Origin of the sequence: Cupriavidus pauculus, from assembly GCF_008693385.1 — a bacterium.
Lineage (GTDB): Bacteria > Pseudomonadota > Gammaproteobacteria > Burkholderiales > Burkholderiaceae > Cupriavidus > Cupriavidus pauculus_D.
Genome location: NZ_CP044065.1, coordinates 423,807 through 442,041, shown reverse-complemented (window position 1 = coordinate 442,041; position 18,235 = coordinate 423,807). Strand labels below are relative to the sequence as shown.

Genomic DNA, 18,235 nt, shown 5'->3' with positions numbered 1-18,235 from the left:
TAATCCGGGGGCATCGGCCGAAGGCCGATCGCAGGGGCGCGGTGGAGGACACAAGTCCCGCTAGAATAGCGGGTCTGTGGGAGCGCCCTCGCCGAACCGGTCGGGCCGGGCTCCATCGCCACCATCTCTATGAAAATCTCTGCCGTCCTGATCACCAAGAACGAGGCTCACAACATCGCCGAGTGCCTGGCGTCCGTTTCCTGGTGCGACCGCGCGATTATAGTGGATTCGGGTAGCACGGACGGCACCGTGGAGATCGCGCGCTCGCTCGGCGCGGACGTCTATCAGACCGATACGTGGCCCGGCTTCGGCCCGCAGAAAAACCTCGCGCTGTCGAAGGTCCAGACCGAATGGGTGCTGTCGATCGATGCGGACGAGCGCGTCACGCCCGAACTGCGCGATGAAATCCTCGCCGCGATCGAATCCGGCGGCGCGGATGCCTATGAAATGCCGCGTCTTTCCCGGTTCTGCGGCCGCTTTATCCGCCACGGCGGCTGGTATCCCGACTATCTGACGCGCGTGTTCCGCGTGGGCAAGGCCCGATTCACCGACGACCTCGTCCACGAGAACGTGGTCGCCGACCAACCCGTGGCAAGGCTGCGCACGCCGCTGCTCCACTACACCTACGACGATTTCTCGCAGGTCCTGCGCAAGATCGACCAATACTCGACCCTGGGCGCCCAGCAGGCGTTCCGCCGCGGCAAGACGGCCACGGTAGCCAGCGCGCTCGGCCACGGCGTCTGGGCGTTCCTGCGCACGTGGGTATTCCGGCGCGGCTTTCTCGACGGCGCGCAGGGGCTCGGCGTGGCGCTGATGAACGGCCAGGCCAGCTACTACAAGTACGTCAAGCTGTGGCTGCTGTGCCGGCAGGCGCGGCAACCGGACGACCGGTCAGCGACGCCACCACGCGGCTGAACGCCTCGGCGGTCGGCGCCAGCCCCAGGCCCGCGACAAACCCGCGCGCGTGGTCCAGCAGCGTCTGACGCAGCGCCGCATCGCGCAGCGCGCGCGTCATGGCATCGGCCAGCGCATCGACGTCGCCCACGGGCACCAGCAGCCCCGCGCGGCCATCGTCGAGCATTTCGCGCGGTCCGACGGGGCAGTCGGTGCTCACCACCACCTGATCGAGCGCCAGCGCCTCCACGAGGACATTGCCCAGCCCTTCCATGCGCGAGCTGAACGCCATCAGCCTTGCATGACGCATCCATGGGAACGGATTGGACTGAAAGCCCGCGAAGCGCACGCGCTCGGCGAGGCCGAGCTCGCGCGTCAGTGCCTCCAGTTGCGCGCGCGACGCGCCCTCGCCGACGATGACGAGATCTTCGGCGACCCCATCGCGCACGAGCCGGGCATAAGCCTTCAGCAGCGTCGTGAAGTCCTTCTGGCTCTCTTCCAGCCGTCCCACGGAAACGATATACGGCGCCGTCGGCAACTCGGGCAGCGCCACATCGCCCAGCGAGCGGATACGCGAGAGATCGAATGCGTTGTACAGCTTCACGAACTTGTCGGCGGCTTCGGGAATCAGGCGCTTCGCGTCCGCGAGCATGCTCTCGTTGAGCATGACCACGCGATCGTAGTCCACGCGGCACTGGTGCCGGAGCTTGCGCAGCTTGCGGCCATGGCCCTGCGCGAGGTGCGCCACGCTGAAATGCTGGTAGCCGATCATCGGCACCGGCAGGCGCCCGGTCAGCCGCGACAGCGACATGTCGTAGTCCACCACGACCTCGTACGCCCGGTCGGACAGGATCTTCCGGAAGCGGCGATTCATCAGCGGCTTGCGCACCGGCGGCAGCAGCACCTCTTCGTACAGCTTTCCGAGCGGCCCGAGCTTGCGTGCCTTCTTGAGCTGACGGCAATGCGACAGCCAGCGTTCGGGGGCAAGCACGTGCACCTTCACATGCGAAGGCAGCCGCGCGCGAAAGTGGTTCTCCAGCGCGTCCGACGGATAGGTCACGGTCAGTCCGACGTCGAAGCGCGCCGGATCGAGCGAAGCAAGCAGCGAAACCAGCGCGGTCTCGATACCGCCATGCAGGAAGTGCGTGACGTGGAACAGGATGCGTGTGCGGGGGTCGCGATGGCCCAATGCGTCAGCCATAGATCATCCGCACGCCGTCGCCACCATCGTTGGAGAGCGCATTGCGGAAGCTCGTCAGCGCATCGTCGGACGGCGTGATCTGCCACTGCGCGCCGAGCGTCGCCTCGCACTGCGCATTGCGATTGGTATAGCGAATGCGCACGGGCACGCCGGGCGTGCGCGATACGTTCGCCAGATACGGCGTCAGCAGTTCGCGCAGCCGCTCGGTCGAGGCATTGCCATTGAAGGCCAGGCAGACCGCATCGGCGTATTCGGCGCGCGCGGACACGAGGTCCATCACGGACTCGGCCGTGAAGCGCACACCGCCCGTGAACGTATCGTGGCGCGCATTGCCCTTGGCGATCAGCAGTTCGTCCTCTCGGAACATATGCCGGTTAGCGTCGAACAGCTCGTTGAACACCGTCATCTCGACCTGCCCGGTGCCGTCGTCGATCACCACGATCAGCATCTTGCCGCGCTGCGTCATCTGCGTGCGGATGCCCGCGATCACGCCCGCGATGGTCTTGCCGCGCACGTCGCGGCCGTAGCCGCCGCCGTTGCCCTGCACCTCCTTCTCGAGGTTGCCGAGCGTGCCCTTGACGAAGCGGCGCACTTCCTCGCGCCATGCATCGAACAGGTGGCCGGAGAAGTAATAGCCGAGCGCCTGCTTCTCTTCCTGCAGCGTGCGCTTCATCGACCAGCGCGGCTCATCGACGAGCTCGGGCCGGTGCGCTTCCGCGGACGCGTCGTCCATCAGGTCGAACAGCGAGACCTGGTTGGCCGACTCCGCCTTCTGCTCGGCCGCTTCCATGGCGATGGACACCGACGCCAGCAGCTGGCCGCGATTGTCGTTGAGGCTGTCGAACGCGCCCGCGCGGATCAGCGCTTCGATCGTGCGGCGGTTCACCTGCCGGCGATCGACGCGCTCGCAGAAATCGAACAGGTCGCGGAACGGCGCCTCTTCGCGCGCGCGCAGGATATCCTCGATGGCGCCCTGCCCCGATCCCTTGATGCCGCCCAGGCCGTAGCGGATGGTCTTGGCATCGGTCGGCGCGAAGCGGTACTCACTGGCATTGACGTCCGGCGGCAGCACCTTGATGCCGTTGACGCGGCAGTCCTCGTACAGGATCTTGACCTTGTCCGTGTCGTCCATGGCCAGCGACATGTTGGCCGCCATGAATTCGGCCGGATGATGCGCCTTGAGCCACGCCGTGTAGTACGCGAGCAGCGCATACGCGGCCGCGTGCGACTTGTTGAAGCCGTAGCCCGCGAACTTCTCCATCAGGTCGAAGATATCGTCGGCCTGCTGCGACGAGAGGCCGTTCTTGGCGGCACCCTCGCGAAACAGTTCGCGATGCTTGGCCATTTCCTCGGCCTTCTTCTTGCCCATCGCGCGGCGCAGCAAATCGGCGCCACCGAGCGAGTAGCCGCCGATGATCTGCGCCATCTGCATCACCTGCTCCTGGTAGACCATGATGCCGTAGGTCTCCTTGAGCACGGGCTCCACGCGCGGATCCGGATACTCGACCTTCTCGCGGCCGTGCTTGCGCGCGCAGAAGCTCGGAATCAGATCCATCGGGCCCGGACGATACAGCGCCACGAGCGCGATGATGTCCTCGAAGCGGTCGGGCCTGGCGTCCTTGAGCATGCCCTGCATGCCGCGGCTTTCCAGCTGGAACACGGCGACCGTGTTGGCCGTCTTGAGGATGTCGAACGCGGGGCCGTCGTCGAGCGGAATATGGCTGCAGTTCCAGTCGGCCTTCGATGGATCGAGCCGGCGGATATAGCGCTCGGCCCAGTCGAGGATCGTCAGCGTGGTCAGGCCCAGAAAGTCGAACTTCACGAGGCCGGCGGCTTCGACGTCGTCCTTGTCGTACTGGCTCACCACGCCGCTCATGCCGTCGTTCTGCGCGCCCTGCGTGTACAGCGGGCAGAAATCGGTGAGCTTGCCCGGGGCGATCAGCACGCCGCCCGCGTGCATGCCGACGTTACGCGTCATGCCCTCCACGCGCTGCGCGAGCTCCAGCAGCTGGCGGACTTCTTCCTCGTTGTTCTCGCGCTCGGTCAGCAGCGGCTCTTCCTTCTTGGCCTCCTCGATCGTCACGAGCTTGCCGGGCTTGAACGGAATGAGCTTCGCGACGCCATCGACGAAACCGTAGCCGAGGTCGAGCACGCGGCCCACGTCGCGCACCGCGGCCTTGGCCGCCATCGTGCCGAACGTCGCGATCTGCGATACCGCGTCCTTGCCGTACTTCTCCTTCACATACGTGATCACGCGATCGCGGCCGTGCTGGCAGAAGTCGATATCGAAGTCGGGCATCGAGACCCGTTCCGGGTTCAGGAACCGCTCGAACAGCAGCGCGTACTTGAGCGGATCGAGGTCGGTAATGCCGAGCGCGTATGCCACGAGCGAACCGGCGCCCGAACCCCGGCCGGGCCCGACAGGCACGCCGTTGTTCTTCGCCCAGTTGATAAAGTCCGCCACGATCAGGAAGTAGCCCGGGAACCCCATCTTGATGATGGTGCCAGTCTCGAAGTCGAGCCGCGCGTGGTACTCGGCGCGCTTGGACTCGCGCACCGTTTCGTCGGGGTACAGCACCTCGAGCCGGCGCTCGAGGCCTTCGCGCGCCATCAGCACGAGGTAGTCGTCCAGCGACATGCCGTCGGGCGTCGGGAACAGCGGCAGACGCGGCTTGCCGAGCTCCAGCGTCAGGTTGCAGCGCCGCGCGATCTCCACGGCGTTCTGCAGCGCGGACGGGATATCGGCGAACAGTTCGCACATCTCGTCCTGAGTCTTGAAATACTGGTCCGTCGTGAACTTGCGCACGCGGCGCGGGTTCGCGAGCAGCTCGCCCTCGGCGATACACACGCGCGCCTCGTGCGCGGTGAAATCGTCGGGCGTCATGAACTGGACCGGATGCGTGGCCACCACGGGCAGCTGCATCGATGCGGCCAGCTGCACGGCCTGCTGCACGTAGGCATCGGTGCCGGGCAGGCCCGCGCGCTGCAGTTCGATGTAGAAGCGCTGCGGGAACACGCGCGCCCAGTGCTGCGCGGCGCGCCGCGCGCCTTCCACATTGGCGTTGGCCAGCGCGAGGCCGATATCGCCGCCCATCGCGCCGGACAGCGCGATCAGGCCCGTGGAGAGCGGCAGGCCCTCTTCGCCCGGCTCGTCGAACCATCCCGCCTCCAGCTCCGCGCGGCCGCGGTGCTGATTGCCGAGCCATGCGCGCGACAGCATCGTGCACAGGTTCAGGTAGCCGCGCTTGTCCTGCACGAGCAGCAGCAGCCGCGACGGCTTGTCGCGGTCGTCGCCATTGGCGATCCAGACGTCGGCGCCGACGATCGGCTTGACGCCGCCGCCGCGCGCTTCCTTGTAGAAGCGGATCAGGCCGAAGGCGTTGGCGAGGTCGGTCAGCGCGAGCGCGCCCATGCCGTCGGCGGCGGCGGCCTTGACGGCATCCTCCAGGCGGACGATGCCGTCCACGATGGAGTATTCGGAATGCAGGCGGAGGTGTACGTAGCGGAGCGCGGACATTGGCGGGCAGGGAATCTCAGGCCGACATTGTACCGGCAGCCCCCGCCCGCGGGGACCGCGATTTTTGTCCCCGATCATGCGGCGGGCGCGCCCGAAGCGTATAATTTCGCGTTTCCAATCAGGCAGTTACTACGTGCGCAGGCACGTGGTCGAGCAGTGTTCCCATGCAGATCGTCAACATTTCCGCTTACAAATTCGTCTCCATCGACGATATCGAACCGCTGCGTTCGGAAATGCGCGCGCGCTGCGAGGCGCTCTCGCTCAAGGGCACGATCCTGCTGGCGCCCGAAGGGATCAACATGTTCCTGGCCGGCCCGCGCGAGGCCATCGACGGCTTTATGGCGTGGCTGCACGCCGATGCGCGCTTCGCGGACATCGCGCCGAAGGAAAGCCTGTCCGAGAACCAGCCGTTCAAGCGGATGCTGGTCCGGGCGAAGAAGGAAATCATCACGATGAAGATGCCGCTGATCCGGCCCGAAGCCGGACGCGCGCCGTCTGTCAGCCCCGTCGATCTCAAGCGCTGGCTCGACCAGGGCCACGACGACGCCGGGCGCCCCGTGGTGATGCTCGACACGCGCAATGCGTTCGAGGTGGCCGTGGGCACGTTCGAGGCCGCCGTCGAGTACGACATCGCCAAGTTCAGCGACTTCCCGCCGGCCGTGGCCGAGCACCGGGCCGATTTCGAAGGCAAGACCGTGGTGTCGTTCTGCACGGGCGGCATCCGTTGCGAGAAAGCCGCGATCCATATGCAGGAAGTCGGCATCGAGAACGTCTACCAGCTCGAGGGCGGCATCCTCAAGTATTTCGAGGAAGTCGGCGGCAGCCACTATCGCGGCGACTGCTTCGTGTTCGACTATCGGACCGCGCTGAACCCGAACCTCGAGCCGTCGGGCCCGGTCCAGTGCTTTGCGTGCCGCGCCGTGGTGACGGCCGAGCAGCAGCAGGATCCCGCGTATGTGGTCGGCAAGAGCTGCCCGCAGTGCGCCTCGGTCGCAACCGCCGGCGCCGCAGCCTGAGCCTGAGCCTGAACCTGAGCTTCAGGCGGCCAGCAGCAAATAGAGATTCCGCAGCATCGCCGCGGTGGCGCCCCAGATAAAGCGGTGGCCACCCTCCTCGCGCGGATACGGCATCGCGTAGAACTTCCGCTCGCCATCGACCCAGCGCAATAACCGGCGCTCGTGGCGCGCCGGATCCATCAGGAAGGCGAGCGGCACCTCGAAGACTTCCGCCACCTCGCCCGCATCGGGGCGCAGCACGTAGCCGGGACGCATCAGCCCGACCACGGGGCTCACGTGATAACCGGTACCCGTGATGTAGTCCGGCAGCGTGCCGAGCACCTCGACGTAATCGGGGCCGACGCCGATTTCTTCTTCCGTCTCCCGCAGCGCCGTGGCCACGCGATCGGCATCGTATGCCTCCTGCCGTCCACCGGGAAAACTGATCTGCCCCGCATGCGCGTTGAGGTTGGCATTGCGCTGCGTAAAGAGGACCCAGAGCCCATCCTCGCGCGCCACCAGCGGTACGAGCACGGAGGCATCGCGCAGCGCGCGCGATTTGTCGTAGACGCGCGATTCGTCCGTCAGCAGCGGCTCCCAGGCCGGTGGCGGGGACTGCAGCCGGCGCCGGATGAATTCCGGCTCCATGCGGGCGTGGGAAAGGGGAATGCCGCGGATGTCGGTGTCGATGACAGGCAGCGTTTCGGGATCGAATATCGGGCGCATAACGGCGCAAGTATGACAGAGCGCCGCGCGCGGTGCAGGGACCAACAAAAAAGGCACCCGAAGGTGCCTTTCGCAACGCCATGCGCCGCCGGTTGCCCGGCGGGGATGCCGGTCCTTACTGTGCAGCCTTTGCAGCGGCAGCAGCCTTCGACACCAGCTTTTCCTTGATACGCGCGGACTTGCCCGAGCGCTCACGCAGGTAGTACAGCTTCGCGCGACGCACGTCGCCGCGACGCTTCACCTCGATGCCAGCGATCAGCGGCGAGTACAGCTGGAACGTACGTTCCACGCCTTCGCCCGACGAGATCTTGCGCACGATGAACGACGAATTCAGGCCACGATTGCGCTTGGCAATCACGACGCCTTCATAAGCCTGCACACGCTTGCGGTTGCCTTCGACCACGTTCACGCTGACGATCACGGTATCGCCGGGGGCGAATGCCGGAATGGTCTTGTTGGCGGTCAGACGGGCGATCTCTTCCTTCTCGATCTGCTCGATGATGTTCATCGTTTTCTCCTTGACCATCGTGCCGGCGTTAAATGCCCCGGATTTTCCGGGCCCCGGCAGAGGATGGGGTTATCACTTGGCGGGAGCAGGCTCCCGCCCTTCTTTCGCAGCCCATTCCGACAGGAATTTCTCGTCGGCACGGGTCAGCAAACCTTGCCCGCGCGCGGCCTCGATCAGGTCGGGACGCTTGCGCACGGTATTGGCCAGCGCCTGCTGGCGCCGCCATTTCTCGATCTCGGCATGATGGCCGCCCAGCAGTATATCGGGCACCCTCACACCTTCATATTCTTCCGGCCGCGTGTAATGCGGGCAGTCCAGCAGTCCGTTGACAAAGCTGTCCTGCACGGCCGACTGCGCATCGCCGAGTACCCCCGGCAGATGCCGCACCACCGCGTCGATCAGCGCCATCGCGGGCAGTTCGCCCCCGGACAGCACGAAATCGCCGAGGCTGATTTCCTCGTCCACGCGGCGGTCGATCAGACGCTGGTCGATCGCCTCGTAGCGCCCGCACAGCAGCACCAGTCCGGGCCGTTGTGCCAGCGACATCACCTTTGCATGCGTTAGCGGCGCACCCTGCGGCGACATCAGCACCACATGGGGCTTGTCCACGCCGGCCTGCGACTGCGCCGCGCCGGCCGCGTCAATCGCGTCCTCGAGCGGCCTGGCCAGCATGACCATCCCGGGACCGCCACCATACGGCCGATCGTCGATCGTACGGTAGTTGTCTACGGTAAAGTCGCGTGGATTCCACGTGCGCAGCGCGTAACGCTGCTGCTTGGCCGCCCGGCTGGTGATACCCCAGTCGGTCAGCGCACGAAACATCTCGGGAAACAGCGTGATCACATCGAACTGCATCCGCGCCTCCCTTGCTTCAGTAGTCGAGTCCCCAATCCACGACGATCCGCTTGCCGGCAATATCGACGGTACGCAGATAGACGTCCACGAACGGGATCAACCGCTCGTCGGCATTGCCATCGGCACCTTGATACGCCACCTGCAGAATCTGGTGGGCACCGTTGTCGATCAGGCCCGACACTTCGCCAAGCGCCTCGCCCTGTTCGTTGAACACGGCGCAGCCGATCAGATCGACCCAGTAGAACTCGTCTTCTTCCGGTGCCGGAAAGTCCGACCGCCGGATCCAGACACGGCGGCCCTTGAGCGCTTCGGCCACATTGCGGTCCGAGACACCCGTGGCCTGGGCCACGACGGTACCGCTGTGCTCGCGCGATTGCGCGATCTTCAACGCGACCCTGACACCGTCGGGTTGCGGGGTTGCCGGCAGCAACCACCAGCGCCGTGCATGGAGCAACGCGGAGGCGTCGTCCGCATGCGGCTGAACCTTGATCCAGCCCCGAATGCCATACGCGGCGGCGACGTAGCCGACCTCGATGAGATCATCGGGCAACGGCTCCGTGTACAACAGTGCCTGCGGTAATGCTTTCGGCTGACCGCCTGCGCGATCCTCGCCCGCGGACGACCGGGGCGGCAGATTCAGTGGCTTGCGCGCGGGGCGCCCACTTTCCGAAGCCGACACGTACGCGCCTTGATCAATCAGGCAGCGACGGTGGCCTTGGCGGCTTGCTTCACCAGACGGGCAACGGTCGGCGACAGTTGCGCGCCAACGCCTTCCCAGTACGTCAGGCGGTCTTGCGCGACGCGCAGGCTTTCTTCCTTGCCAGCGGCCAGGGGATTGTAGAAGCCGATGCGTTCGATGAAGCGGCCGTCACGACGGTTGCGCGAATCGGTAGCAACGATGTTGAAGAACGGGCGCTTCTTGCTGCCGCCGCGAGCCAGACGGATTACGACCATGGGTTATTCCTCGAAAAAAACGGGGGGTGTGCGAACACGAAACGCAAGAGTATAGCCCATTAACCGACCCCGAACAAACAAATAGCCGCCCCGGCGTCAAACGCGCCGGCCCGTGCGGCGCATAGCCGACAACGCGGGTCTGGATGTAGCGCCGGGTGTGGCGCCGGTGTGGCGTAGGAACGACGCGCCGGCCGCACGCGCGCCGCCTGCCATGTTTCGGCGGAATCGGCGCCCCGCACTGCCGTCGAAACCGCTGCCCAAACGCCCGCAGAAACGCCCGCAGAAACGCCCACCGAAACGCGCCCTGCCGCGGCCTTGCCATCGATCGTGAAACCGGCCACCACGGCGCGATTCCGGTGCCTCCGGCAACGGGGAAACAATCCGTTACACCGGTAACGGGATTGGCATAGGCGGTCACGCGGACGCATGCGTAACATGAACCCATCGCCCGGTTTTTTCATTTTGGATATCTGTGTTCGGGCTTACTGGATTTCGCATGTTTGACCGCTCTCGCCTTCGCAGACTGGTGGCGGGCAGCCTGGTCGCCACCGGGCTGCTCGGCGGAATTGCCGCCAGTCATGCGCAAGTCTCCTTCTGGCAACACCTCCGCCACGCCGCGGGGGGCAATACCACGCACGGTACCGCGCACGGTCCCCGCGTGGCCGGTGGCATGGAGGTCGCCAGCGTGCGCGCCGAAAGCCGCGACCATGTGCGCGCGCAAATCGAACGCATGGAAGCGCGCGCACGCGCCGACGACCGTCTGAGTGGCCGCCCCGATCCGGACCGCCGCGACGATGGCCGCGGCGACGGACGTGCCGCGCGCGCGCCGGACCGCTCGGCGCAGGCCGATGCGCAAGGCGGCAACGACCCGCGCCCCACGGGCATGGGCCCCGGCTGGCAGGCGCGCAGCCGCGACGGCGGGCGGTAGTCCGATCCCGCGCCATCCCTGCATCCCGTGCGGCGCCCGCGGGCGGCCGGCGTACAATGTGCGCCAATGCCGCTCTGGGCGGCGCTTCCCACGCCGCAACGATGCCTGTCGCCAGCCCCCGCCCTTCCGGTGCGCCTTCCGGTGCGTCTCCCGGTGCGTCCCCCGCCTTCGCGCCGGCCGTCCAGCCACGCGGAAAATCCAAGCTGATCACCGTCGCGCTGGCCTTCGTGGCCGGCAGCCTGGGCGCGCATCGTTTCTATCTGAAGGGTGTTGGCGACAAGTTCGGCTGGCTCCATCTGCTCGCCACGGTGGCCGGCGCGATCGGCTTCGCCTCGCTGCTGCTCGACACCGGCAATCCCGCAATGAACTGGACGTTCGCCGTTGCCGGCGGCATCTCCGTGATCAGCGCATTCCTGACGGCCATCGTGTTCGGCCTGCGTCCCGACGAACAATGGGACGCACGCTACAACCCGCATGGCCAGCCGACCCGCTCGGGCTGGCCCGTCGTGATCCTCGTGATCCTGTCGCTGCTGATCGGCACCGGCCTGCTAATGGCCGGGCTCGCGATCAGCTTCCAGACGTTCTTCGAATCGCAGGTGGAAGCCGCCAAGGCGCTGTCCCAGTAATCGAGACGGCCGCTAGAACAACGACCCCTGCGCGCCGTCAGCGGCGGCCTGCGGCGCGCGCACCGGCGCCTTGGTGACGGTTGGCGGCCGGAACAGCGTGGTATCGAGTCCGTAGCGGTCGTAGCGAAAGCCGAGCTTGTCCGCGGCCTTGTAGAAACGCTGCCGCATGAGATCGGCCCAGATCCCGCTGCCCCGCATGCGCGTGGCGAAATCCGCGTTGTACGCCTTGCCGCCGCGCATATCGCGGATGCGGTTCATCACGCGTTCCGCACGGTCGGGAAAATGCGCCTGCAACCATTGCTCGAACAGCGGTTGCACTTCCCAGGGCAGCCGCAGCACGATGTAGTTCGCATACACCGCGCCCGCCTCGCGCGCGGCCTCGAGAATGCGCTCCAGATCGGGCTCGGTGATAAAGGGGATGACGGGCGCCACGCTCACGCCCACGGGTATGCCCGCTTCCGACAAGGTGCGAATCGCGCGCAGCCGGCGGCTCGGCGTGGCCGCACGCGGTTCCAGCGTGCGGGCCATCTCGGCATCGAGCGTGGTGATGGTCAGCGCGGCCACCGCGAGCCGCTTCCGCGCCATCGGCGCCAGCAGATCGATATCGCGCTCGATCAGCGAAGACTTCGTGATCAGCGCGACCGGGTGGTCGCACTCGTGCAGCACCTCGAGAACGCCGCGCGTAATGCGATGCTCGCGCTCGATCGGCTGGTACGCATCGGTGTTGACGCCGAGCGCGATGGTCTCGCATCGATAAGACGGGCGGGCCAGCGTGTCGCGAAGCCGTTCGGCCGCGTTGGTCTTGGCGAATAATCGGGATTCGAAGTCGAGGCCCGGGGACAGGTCCAGGTACGCATGGGTGGGGCGCGCAAAACAGTAGATGCAGCCATGCTCGCAGCCCCGGTAGGGATTGAGCGAAGTATCGAACGGGATATCCGGCGACGCATTATGCGTGAGAATCGATCGCGCGCGTTCGATGGACACCTGCGTGACGAGCCGCGGCGGCGTATTGCCGTTGCCATCGCCGTCGCCATTGCCGTTGCCATCGCCCCCGCCGCCCTTCGCTTCCGCCCAGCCGTCGTCGAACCGCTCGCGCTGGTCGCGCTCGAACCGCCCCTGCACGTTGGCCACCGCGCCGCGCCCTTTACGAGGCACCTCACGGGGAACGGGCGCTGCGGCGTAGGTATCCGGCGGGGGAAATTCGTCATGCTCGTCATGCGCGTCCATGCACCGATGATACTGTATATTTATACAGTATCCAAGCCATCGCGCGCGATCTGCGCGATTTGGCGATTGCAATCTCCTTAGCCCTGCGGACTGTCGCGCCCTTCCACCATGATCTCGAGCGTCTCCTTGATCTCTTCCATCACCACGTAGCTCTTCGACTGCGCCGCACCGGGCAGCTGCAGCAGGATGTCGCCGAGCAGCCGCCGGTATTCCGCGATCTCCCGGATGCGCGCCTTGATCAGGTAATCGAAGTCCCCGGACACCAGATGGCATTCCAGCACCTCCGGAATGCGCAGCACCTCGCGCCGGAACTTGTCGAACATGTTGCCGGCCTTGTTGCCGAGCGAGATCTCCACGAATACGAGCAGCCCGCTGCCGAGCAGCGTCGGATTGAGCCGCGCGTAATACCCCATGATCACGCCGTCGCGCTCCAGCCGCTTCACGCGTTCGATGCACGGCGTGATGGTCAGTCCCACGGCCTCGGCCAGGTCCTTCATCGACATCCGCCCGTCGCTCTGCAGGAGCGTGAGGATGCGCCGGTCGAGTTTGTCGAGGCTACGTACGGGTTGACGGCTCGTTCTCATGAACTATTCCTGTTTCCTTGATAAATACGGTAACTCTGACTGGGTTGAACTCAATAATATAGAGATGTTTCCTAAATCCATCCATGAAAGCCTGACAGCCTGGTCGGGGAGAGAAAAAAATGCGAGTTCTGGTCCTTGGCAGTGGTGTGATTGGCGTCACGAGCGCCTGGTATCTGGCCCGCGCGGGTCACGAGGTAACCGTCATCGATCGCGAGGCCGCGCCCGCGCTCGGCACGAGCTTTGCCAACGCCGGCCAGATCTCTCCGGGCTACGCCTCGCCCTGGGCCGCGCCCGGCATTCCGCTCAAGGCGATCAAGTGGATGTTCCAGGAACACGCGCCGCTCTCGATCAAGCCGGACGGCACGCTGTTCCAGCTCCAGTGGATGTGGCAGATGCTGCGGAACTGCACCGAGGACCGTTACGCGGTGAACAAGGAGCGCATGGTGCGTCTGGCCGAGTACAGCCGCGACTGCATCCGCACGCTGCGCGCCGAGACCGGTATCTCCTACGAAGGCCGCCAGCAAGGCACGCTGCAACTGTTCCGCACGGCCGAGCAATACGAAGGCGCGGCCAAGGACATCGCGGTGCTCGAGGAAGCCGGCGTGCCCTACGAACTGCTGACCCGCGAGCAACTCGCCGCCTGCGAGCCCGCGCTGGCCGCCGTGAGCGGCAAGCTGGCCGGCGGCCTGCGCCTGCCGAACGACGAAACCGGCGACTGCCAGCTCTTCACGCAGCGCCTGGCCGCGATGGCCGCGTCCATCGGCGTGACGTTCCAGTACAACCGCTCGATCGACGGTCTGCTGACCGAAGGCGATGCCATCACGGGCGCGATGATCGAAGGCAAGCCGATGCAGGCCGATGCCGTCGTCGTGGCGCTCGGCAGCTGGTCGACGCCGTTCGTGCGGCATGTGCTGCCGGGCCTGTCGAACCTGCCGGTCTATCCGCTCAAGGGTTTCTCGATCACGGTGCCGATGACCGACGCGTCGCGCAGCCCCGTCTCGACGGTGCTCGATGAAACCTACAAGGTGGCCATCACGCGTTTCGACGATCGTATCCGCGTGGGCGGCATGGCCCAGATCGTTGGCTACGACCGCACGCTCGACCCGGCCAAGCGCCGCACGCTCGAGCATGTGGTGACCGATCTGTTCCCGGGCGCCGGCGATGTGAGCCGCGCGACGTTCTGGACCGGCCTGCGTCCGATGACGCCCGATGGCACGCCCGTCGTCGGGCCGGCCGGTATTCGCGGCCTGTGGCTCAATACGGGCCACGGCACGCTGGGCTGGACCATGGCATGCGGCTCGGGCAAGCTGCTCTCGGATCTGGTGTCCGGCACGCGCCCCGCGATTCGCGCCGACGATCTGTCGGTGGATCGGTATCGCAAGGTGCCGCGCTCGCAGGGCAATCTGCGTCCGGTACCGGCCTGATTACCTGCCCGATCGCACCCGCCGAATGACAAAGGGCCCCTTGCGGGGCCCTTTGTCTTTGGGGCGCGCGCCTCAGAACTGGTCTTCGGTCAGCGCGTTGACCGAAGCCGCGCCCTCGACGATCGCATCGCGCAACGCCGTCGCCTGCGGCAGCAGATGCTGCGCATAGAACTGCGCGGTGGCAATCTTGGCATCGTAGAACGACGGATCGTCGCCCCGGCGCGCTTCGGCGGCCAGCAACGCACGCGCCATCTGCCAGCCCGAGAACACGATGCCGCACAGCCGCAGATACGGCACGCTGCCCGCGAACACCGCATTGGGATCGGCCTTCGCGTTCTCCACCACGAACGCCACCACATCGGCCAGCGCCTCGCGGCCACGCGCGAGTTGCCTGCGCACGGCCGGATGCCCGCTTAGCGCAGCCTCCGTCTCGGCGATGCGCGACAGGATGTCACGCGCCACCGCGCCGCCGTCGCGCAGCGTCTTGCGGCCCACGAGGTCGTTGGCCTGGATGGCCGTCGTGCCTTCGTAGATCGGCAGGATGCGCGCGTCGCGATAGTGCTGCGCCGCGCCCGTCTCCTCGATAAAGCCCATGCCGCCATGCACCTGCACGCCGAGGCTCGTCACGTCGATCGACATCTCCGTGCTCCACCCCTTGATGACCGGCACGAGGAATTCATAGAACGCCTGGTTGCGCGCGCGTTCGTCGGCATCGGGATGATTGTGCGCGGCATCGCTTGCGGCGGCGCCCACATAGGCCACCGCGCGCGCGCCTTCGGTCAGCGCGCGCATCGTCATCAGCATGCGCCTGATATCGGGATGATGGACGATGGTCACGGCCTGGCGCGCCGAGCCATCGACAGGCCGGCTCTGCACGCGTTCGCGCGCATAGGCCGCGGCCTGCTGGTACGCGCGCTCGGACACCGCAATGCCCTGCATGCCCACCGAGAAGCGCGCGGCATTCATCATGATGAACATGTACTCGAGGCCGCGATTCTCCTCGCCGACCAGCGTGCCGATCGCGCCGCCATGATCGCCGAACTGCAACACCGCGGTCGGGCTCGCCTTGATGCCGAGCTTGTGCTCGATCGACACGCAATGCACGTCGTTGCGCGCGCCGAGGCTGCCGTCGGCGTTGACGAGGAACTTCGGGACGATAAACAGCGAGATGCCCTTGACGCCCTCGGGCGCGTCGGGCGTGCGGGCGAGCACCAGATGCACGATGTTCTTCGCCATGTCGTGCTCGCCGTACGTGATGAAGATCTTGGTGCCGAACAGCTTGAACGTGCCGTCGCCCTGCGGCTCCGCGCGCGTGCGTACCGCGGCGAGGTCGGAGCCGGCCTGCGGCTCCGTGAGGTTCATCGTGCCGGTCCACTCGCCCGAGATCAGCTTCGGCAGGAACGTCGATCGCTGCGCCTCGGTGCCGGCGGTCAGCAGCGCCTCGATCGCGCCATCGGTCAGCAGCGGGCACAGCGCGAACGACAGGTTCGCGGTGTTGAGCATTTCGTTGCACGGCGTCGCCACGAGCTTCGGCAAACCCTGTCCGCCGAATTCGGCCGGATGCAGCACGCCCTGCCAGCCGCCCTCGCCGAACTGGCGGAACGCATCGCGAAAGCCGGGCGTGGTCCGGACCTCGCCGTCCTTCCAGCTGCTCGGATCGGTGTCGCCGATGCGGTTCAGCGGCGCCACCACCTGTTCGTTGAAGCGCGCGGCTTCCTCGAGCACGGCCTGCACGGTATCGGGCGTGGCCTCCTCGAAGCCCGGCAGCTGGCTCACGGCCTCGAGCCCCGCCAGCTCGTTCATCACGAACAGCATGTCCTTGAGCGGTGCGCGGTAGGTCATCGATGTCTCCTCGTCCTCGGTATGAACGTATAAAAAAGCCGCTCGCGGGACGCGCCCGGAACGGCTATTTTTTTCTTCTTGTGCCGGTGGATCAGCCCAGCGCGGACACCAGCTCCGGCACCACGGTGTTCAGGTCGCCCACGAGGCCGTAGTCGGCCACCGAGAAGATCGGGGCTTCGGCGTCCTTGTTGATCGCGACGATCACCTTGGAGTCCTTCATGCCGGCCAGATGCTGGATCGCACCCGAGATACCCACCGCGATATACAGCTGCGGCGCGACGATCTTGCCGGTCTGGCCGACCTGATAGTCGTTCGGCACGAAGCCCGCGTCCACGGCCGCGCGCGAGGCGCCCAGCGCCGCGTTCAGCTTGTCCGCCAGCGGCGTCAGCACCTTGGTGTAGTTCTCGCCCGACCCCACGCCACGGCCACCGGACACGATGATCTTGGCGGCGGTCAGTTCGGGACGATCGCTCTTGGTGACTTCGCGCGACACGAATTGGGAGATGCCCGCGTCGGCCACGGCCTGCAGCGTATCCACGCTGGCCGAGCCGCCTTCCGTCGCGGCCGGGTCGAACGCCGTGCCGCGCACGGTGATCACCTTGATCTTGTCGGCCGACTTCACGGTGGCAATCGCGTTGCCAGCGTAGATCGGACGCTCGAACGTGTCGGGCGAATCCACCCTCGTGATATCCGACAGCTGCGCGACGTCGAGCTTGGCGGCCACGCGCGGCAGGATGTTCTTGCCGTACGCGGTTGCCGGCGCCAGGATGTGCGAATAGTCGCTGGCGATCGCGAGCACCTGCTCGGCCACGTTCTCGGCCAGGCCGTCGGCGAAGTACGGCGCGTCGGCCAGCAGGACCTTGCTCACGCCCGCGATCTTCGCGGTGGCATCGGCGGCGGCCTTGGCATTGGCGCCGGCCACGATCACGTGAACGTCGCCGCCGCACTGGGCGGCAGCCGTCACGACGTTGAGCGTGGCGGCCTTGATCGATTGATTGTCGTGTTCAGCAATGACGAGTGCAGTCATGTTTTCTCTCTCCGCGCTCAGATAACCTTGGCTTCGTTCTTCAGCTTTTGCACCAGCGTCGCGACGTCCGGCACCATCACGCCCGCGCTGCGCTTGGGCGGCTCCACGACCTTCACGGTCGAGAGGCGCGGCTTGACGTCCACGCCGAGGTCTTCCGGCTTGACGGTTTCGAGCGGCTTCTTCTTCGCCTTCATGATGTTGGGCAGCGTCACGTAGCGCGGCTCGTTCAGGCGCAGGTCGGTGGTCACCACGGCCGGCAGCTTCACCGAAATGGTTTCGAGACCGCCATCCACTTCACGCGTCACGGAAGCCTTGCCGTCCGCGACCACGACCTTCGAGGCGAACGTCGCCTGCGGCAGGCCCGCCAGCGCGGCCACCATCTGGCCAGTCTGGTTGGAGTCGTCGTCGATGGCCTGCTTGCCCAGGATCACGAGCTGCGGCTGTTCCTTGTCGATCAGCGCCTTGAGCAGCTTGGCCACGGCCAGCGGCTGCAGGTCTTCGGCGGATTCGACCAGAATGCCGCGGTCGGCGCCGATGGCCATCGCGGTACGCAGCGTTTCCTGGCACTGCGTCACGCCGCACGACACGGCGATCACTTCGGTCACCACGCCGGCTTCCTTCAGACGGACCGCCTCTTCCACAGCGATCTCGTCGAACGGGTTCATGCTCATCTTCACGTTGGCCAGGTCAACGCCCGAGCCATCCGACTTCACGCGGACCTTCACGTTGTAGTCCACCACCCGCTTGACTGCGACGAGTACTTTCATGCGCTCACTCCACTGATTGCTGGATAGTCAAAGATTTGAAATCGCCCGCCATTATACCCACCGGCTTCAGGCCGATCCGGTTTTCCGAACGATCGTACTATTTTTCCGGCTAAGATTGCCGGGCATCGCCCGGCAGATCCAGATTCGCCGACCATTGTGC

General features: G+C 66.0%; 17 protein-coding genes. 5 read left to right on the top strand and 12 right to left on the bottom strand.

The features are described 5' to 3' along the window. Positions 1-129: 129 nt before the first annotated feature. Positions 130-915, top strand: coding sequence for a glycosyltransferase family 2 protein (locus FOB72_RS02055; RefSeq protein WP_150371012.1), 786 nt, complete (start codon positions 130-132; stop codon positions 913-915). On the opposite strand, the gene FOB72_RS02050 is transcribed toward FOB72_RS02055, so the two are convergent. Both FOB72_RS02050 and dnaE read right to left on the bottom strand, forming a co-directional pair. Continuing rightward, positions 845-2,095: a glycosyltransferase gene (locus FOB72_RS02050; RefSeq protein ID WP_150371011.1), complete on the bottom strand. Its 1,251-nt coding sequence runs from the start codon at positions 2,093-2,095 to the stop codon at positions 845-847. The two genes, FOB72_RS02055 and FOB72_RS02050, sit on opposite strands and share 71 nt — an antisense overlap. Next, the gene (gene dnaE, locus FOB72_RS02045; protein ID WP_150371010.1) at positions 2,088-5,612 is read right to left on the bottom strand and encodes a DNA polymerase III subunit alpha; all 3,525 of its coding nucleotides are present in this window, start codon (positions 5,610-5,612) and stop codon (positions 2,088-2,090) included. Before dnaE ends, FOB72_RS02050 begins: the two co-directional genes overlap by 8 nt. A 164-nt stretch (positions 5,613-5,776) precedes the next feature. Here dnaE and FOB72_RS02040 point away from each other — a divergent pair, with 164 nt between their 5' ends. Further along, complete coding sequence (locus tag FOB72_RS02040) at positions 5,777-6,628, top strand: sulfurtransferase (protein ID WP_150371009.1); 852 nt, start codon at positions 5,777-5,779, stop codon at positions 6,626-6,628. A gap of 21 nt (positions 6,629-6,649) precedes the next feature. On the opposite strand, the gene FOB72_RS02035 is transcribed toward FOB72_RS02040, so the two are convergent. The 5 genes from FOB72_RS02035 to rpsP all read right to left on the bottom strand — a co-directional run bounded on the left by FOB72_RS02035 (position 6,650) and on the right by rpsP (position 9,650). Then, positions 6,650-7,333 carry a CoA pyrophosphatase gene (locus tag FOB72_RS02035; RefSeq protein WP_150371008.1) on the bottom strand — a complete coding sequence of 228 codons (684 nt, stop codon included), beginning with the start codon at positions 7,331-7,333 and terminating at the stop codon, positions 6,650-6,652. 115 nt (positions 7,334-7,448) lie between these two features. Next, positions 7,449-7,841 carry a 50S ribosomal protein L19 gene (gene rplS, locus FOB72_RS02030; protein ID WP_150371007.1) on the bottom strand — a complete coding sequence of 131 codons (393 nt, stop codon included), beginning with the start codon at positions 7,839-7,841 and terminating at the stop codon, positions 7,449-7,451. 72 nt (positions 7,842-7,913) lie between these two features. Beyond that, the gene (trmD, locus tag FOB72_RS02025; protein ID WP_150371006.1) at positions 7,914-8,696 is read right to left on the bottom strand and encodes a tRNA (guanosine(37)-N1)-methyltransferase TrmD; all 783 of its coding nucleotides are present in this window, start codon (positions 8,694-8,696) and stop codon (positions 7,914-7,916) included. 16 nt (positions 8,697-8,712) lie between these two features. Further along, positions 8,713-9,375: a ribosome maturation factor RimM gene (gene rimM, locus FOB72_RS02020; protein WP_150371005.1), complete on the bottom strand. Its 663-nt coding sequence runs from the start codon at positions 9,373-9,375 to the stop codon at positions 8,713-8,715. Positions 9,376-9,392: 17 nt separating this feature from the next. Next, complete coding sequence (gene rpsP / locus FOB72_RS02015; RefSeq protein WP_150371004.1) at positions 9,393-9,650, bottom strand: 30S ribosomal protein S16; 258 nt, start codon at positions 9,648-9,650, stop codon at positions 9,393-9,395. 496 nt (positions 9,651-10,146) lie between these two features. Between rpsP and FOB72_RS02010 the strand changes: the two genes are divergently transcribed. Both FOB72_RS02010 and FOB72_RS02005 read left to right on the top strand, forming a co-directional pair. Beyond that, positions 10,147-10,578: a hypothetical protein gene (locus tag FOB72_RS02010; protein WP_150371003.1), complete on the top strand. Its 432-nt coding sequence runs from the start codon at positions 10,147-10,149 to the stop codon at positions 10,576-10,578. Positions 10,579-10,679: 101 nt separating this feature from the next. Further along, a complete protein-coding gene (locus FOB72_RS02005; RefSeq protein WP_150371002.1) occupies positions 10,680-11,204 on the top strand; it encodes an NINE protein in 525 nt (174 codons plus the stop codon). Between the two features lie 12 nt (positions 11,205-11,216). On the opposite strand, the gene FOB72_RS02000 is transcribed toward FOB72_RS02005, so the two are convergent. Then, complete coding sequence (locus FOB72_RS02000) at positions 11,217-12,431, bottom strand: PA0069 family radical SAM protein (RefSeq protein ID WP_150371001.1); 1,215 nt, start codon at positions 12,429-12,431, stop codon at positions 11,217-11,219. A gap of 77 nt (positions 12,432-12,508) precedes the next feature. Beyond that, positions 12,509-13,015, bottom strand: coding sequence for an Lrp/AsnC ligand binding domain-containing protein (locus FOB72_RS01995; protein WP_150371000.1), 507 nt, complete (start codon positions 13,013-13,015; stop codon positions 12,509-12,511). A gap of 119 nt (positions 13,016-13,134) precedes the next feature. On the opposite strand from FOB72_RS01995, the gene FOB72_RS01990 reads away from it, so the two are divergent. Then, positions 13,135-14,439 (top strand): D-amino acid dehydrogenase, encoded by a 1,305-nt coding sequence (locus FOB72_RS01990; RefSeq protein WP_150370999.1) that lies wholly within the window; start codon positions 13,135-13,137, stop codon positions 14,437-14,439. A 72-nt stretch (positions 14,440-14,511) separates the two neighbouring features. On the opposite strand, the gene FOB72_RS01985 is transcribed toward FOB72_RS01990, so the two are convergent. The 3 genes from FOB72_RS01985 to FOB72_RS01975 form a co-directional block, all read right to left on the bottom strand. Beyond that, the gene (locus FOB72_RS01985; RefSeq protein ID WP_150370998.1) at positions 14,512-16,281 is read right to left on the bottom strand and encodes an acyl-CoA dehydrogenase; all 1,770 of its coding nucleotides are present in this window, start codon (positions 16,279-16,281) and stop codon (positions 14,512-14,514) included. A 91-nt stretch (positions 16,282-16,372) separates the two neighbouring features. Next, positions 16,373-17,308 (bottom strand): electron transfer flavoprotein subunit alpha/FixB family protein, encoded by a 936-nt coding sequence (locus tag FOB72_RS01980; RefSeq protein ID WP_150370997.1) that lies wholly within the window; start codon positions 17,306-17,308, stop codon positions 16,373-16,375. Positions 17,309-17,325: 17 nt separating this feature from the next. Then, positions 17,326-18,075: an electron transfer flavoprotein subunit beta/FixA family protein gene (locus tag FOB72_RS01975; RefSeq protein WP_150370996.1), complete on the bottom strand. Its 750-nt coding sequence runs from the start codon at positions 18,073-18,075 to the stop codon at positions 17,326-17,328. Between the last annotated feature and the right edge of the window lie 160 nt (positions 18,076-18,235).

What these genes read in the sequence shown, in the direction of transcription:
- FOB72_RS02055 (WP_150371012.1), top strand. Translation starts at nt 130, where the DNA reads ATGAAAATCTCTGCCGTCCTGATCACCAAGAACGAGGCTCACAACATC.
- FOB72_RS02050 (WP_150371011.1), bottom strand. Translation starts at nt 2,095, where the DNA reads ATGGCTGACGCATTGGGCCATCGCGACCCCCGCACACGCATCCTGTTC.
- dnaE (WP_150371010.1), bottom strand. Translation starts at nt 5,612, where the DNA reads ATGTCCGCGCTCCGCTACGTACACCTCCGCCTGCATTCCGAATACTCC.
- FOB72_RS02040 (WP_150371009.1), top strand. Translation starts at nt 5,777, where the DNA reads ATGCAGATCGTCAACATTTCCGCTTACAAATTCGTCTCCATCGACGAT.
- FOB72_RS02035 (WP_150371008.1), bottom strand. Translation starts at nt 7,333, where the DNA reads ATGCGCCCGATATTCGATCCCGAAACGCTGCCTGTCATCGACACCGAC.
- rplS (WP_150371007.1), bottom strand. Translation starts at nt 7,841, where the DNA reads ATGAACATCATCGAGCAGATCGAGAAGGAAGAGATCGCCCGTCTGACC.
- trmD (WP_150371006.1), bottom strand. Translation starts at nt 8,696, where the DNA reads ATGCAGTTCGATGTGATCACGCTGTTTCCCGAGATGTTTCGTGCGCTG.
- rpsP (WP_150371004.1), bottom strand. Translation starts at nt 9,650, where the DNA reads ATGGTCGTAATCCGTCTGGCTCGCGGCGGCAGCAAGAAGCGCCCGTTC.
- FOB72_RS02010 (WP_150371003.1), top strand. Translation starts at nt 10,147, where the DNA reads ATGTTTGACCGCTCTCGCCTTCGCAGACTGGTGGCGGGCAGCCTGGTC.
- FOB72_RS02005 (WP_150371002.1), top strand. Translation starts at nt 10,680, where the DNA reads ATGCCTGTCGCCAGCCCCCGCCCTTCCGGTGCGCCTTCCGGTGCGTCT.
- FOB72_RS02000 (WP_150371001.1), bottom strand. Translation starts at nt 12,431, where the DNA reads ATGGACGCGCATGACGAGCATGACGAATTTCCCCCGCCGGATACCTAC.
- FOB72_RS01995 (WP_150371000.1), bottom strand. Translation starts at nt 13,015, where the DNA reads ATGAGAACGAGCCGTCAACCCGTACGTAGCCTCGACAAACTCGACCGG.
- FOB72_RS01990 (WP_150370999.1), top strand. Translation starts at nt 13,135, where the DNA reads ATGCGAGTTCTGGTCCTTGGCAGTGGTGTGATTGGCGTCACGAGCGCC.
- FOB72_RS01985 (WP_150370998.1), bottom strand. Translation starts at nt 16,281, where the DNA reads ATGACCTACCGCGCACCGCTCAAGGACATGCTGTTCGTGATGAACGAG.
- FOB72_RS01980 (WP_150370997.1), bottom strand. Translation starts at nt 17,308, where the DNA reads ATGACTGCACTCGTCATTGCTGAACACGACAATCAATCGATCAAGGCC.
- FOB72_RS01975 (WP_150370996.1), bottom strand. Translation starts at nt 18,075, where the DNA reads ATGAAAGTACTCGTCGCAGTCAAGCGGGTGGTGGACTACAACGTGAAG.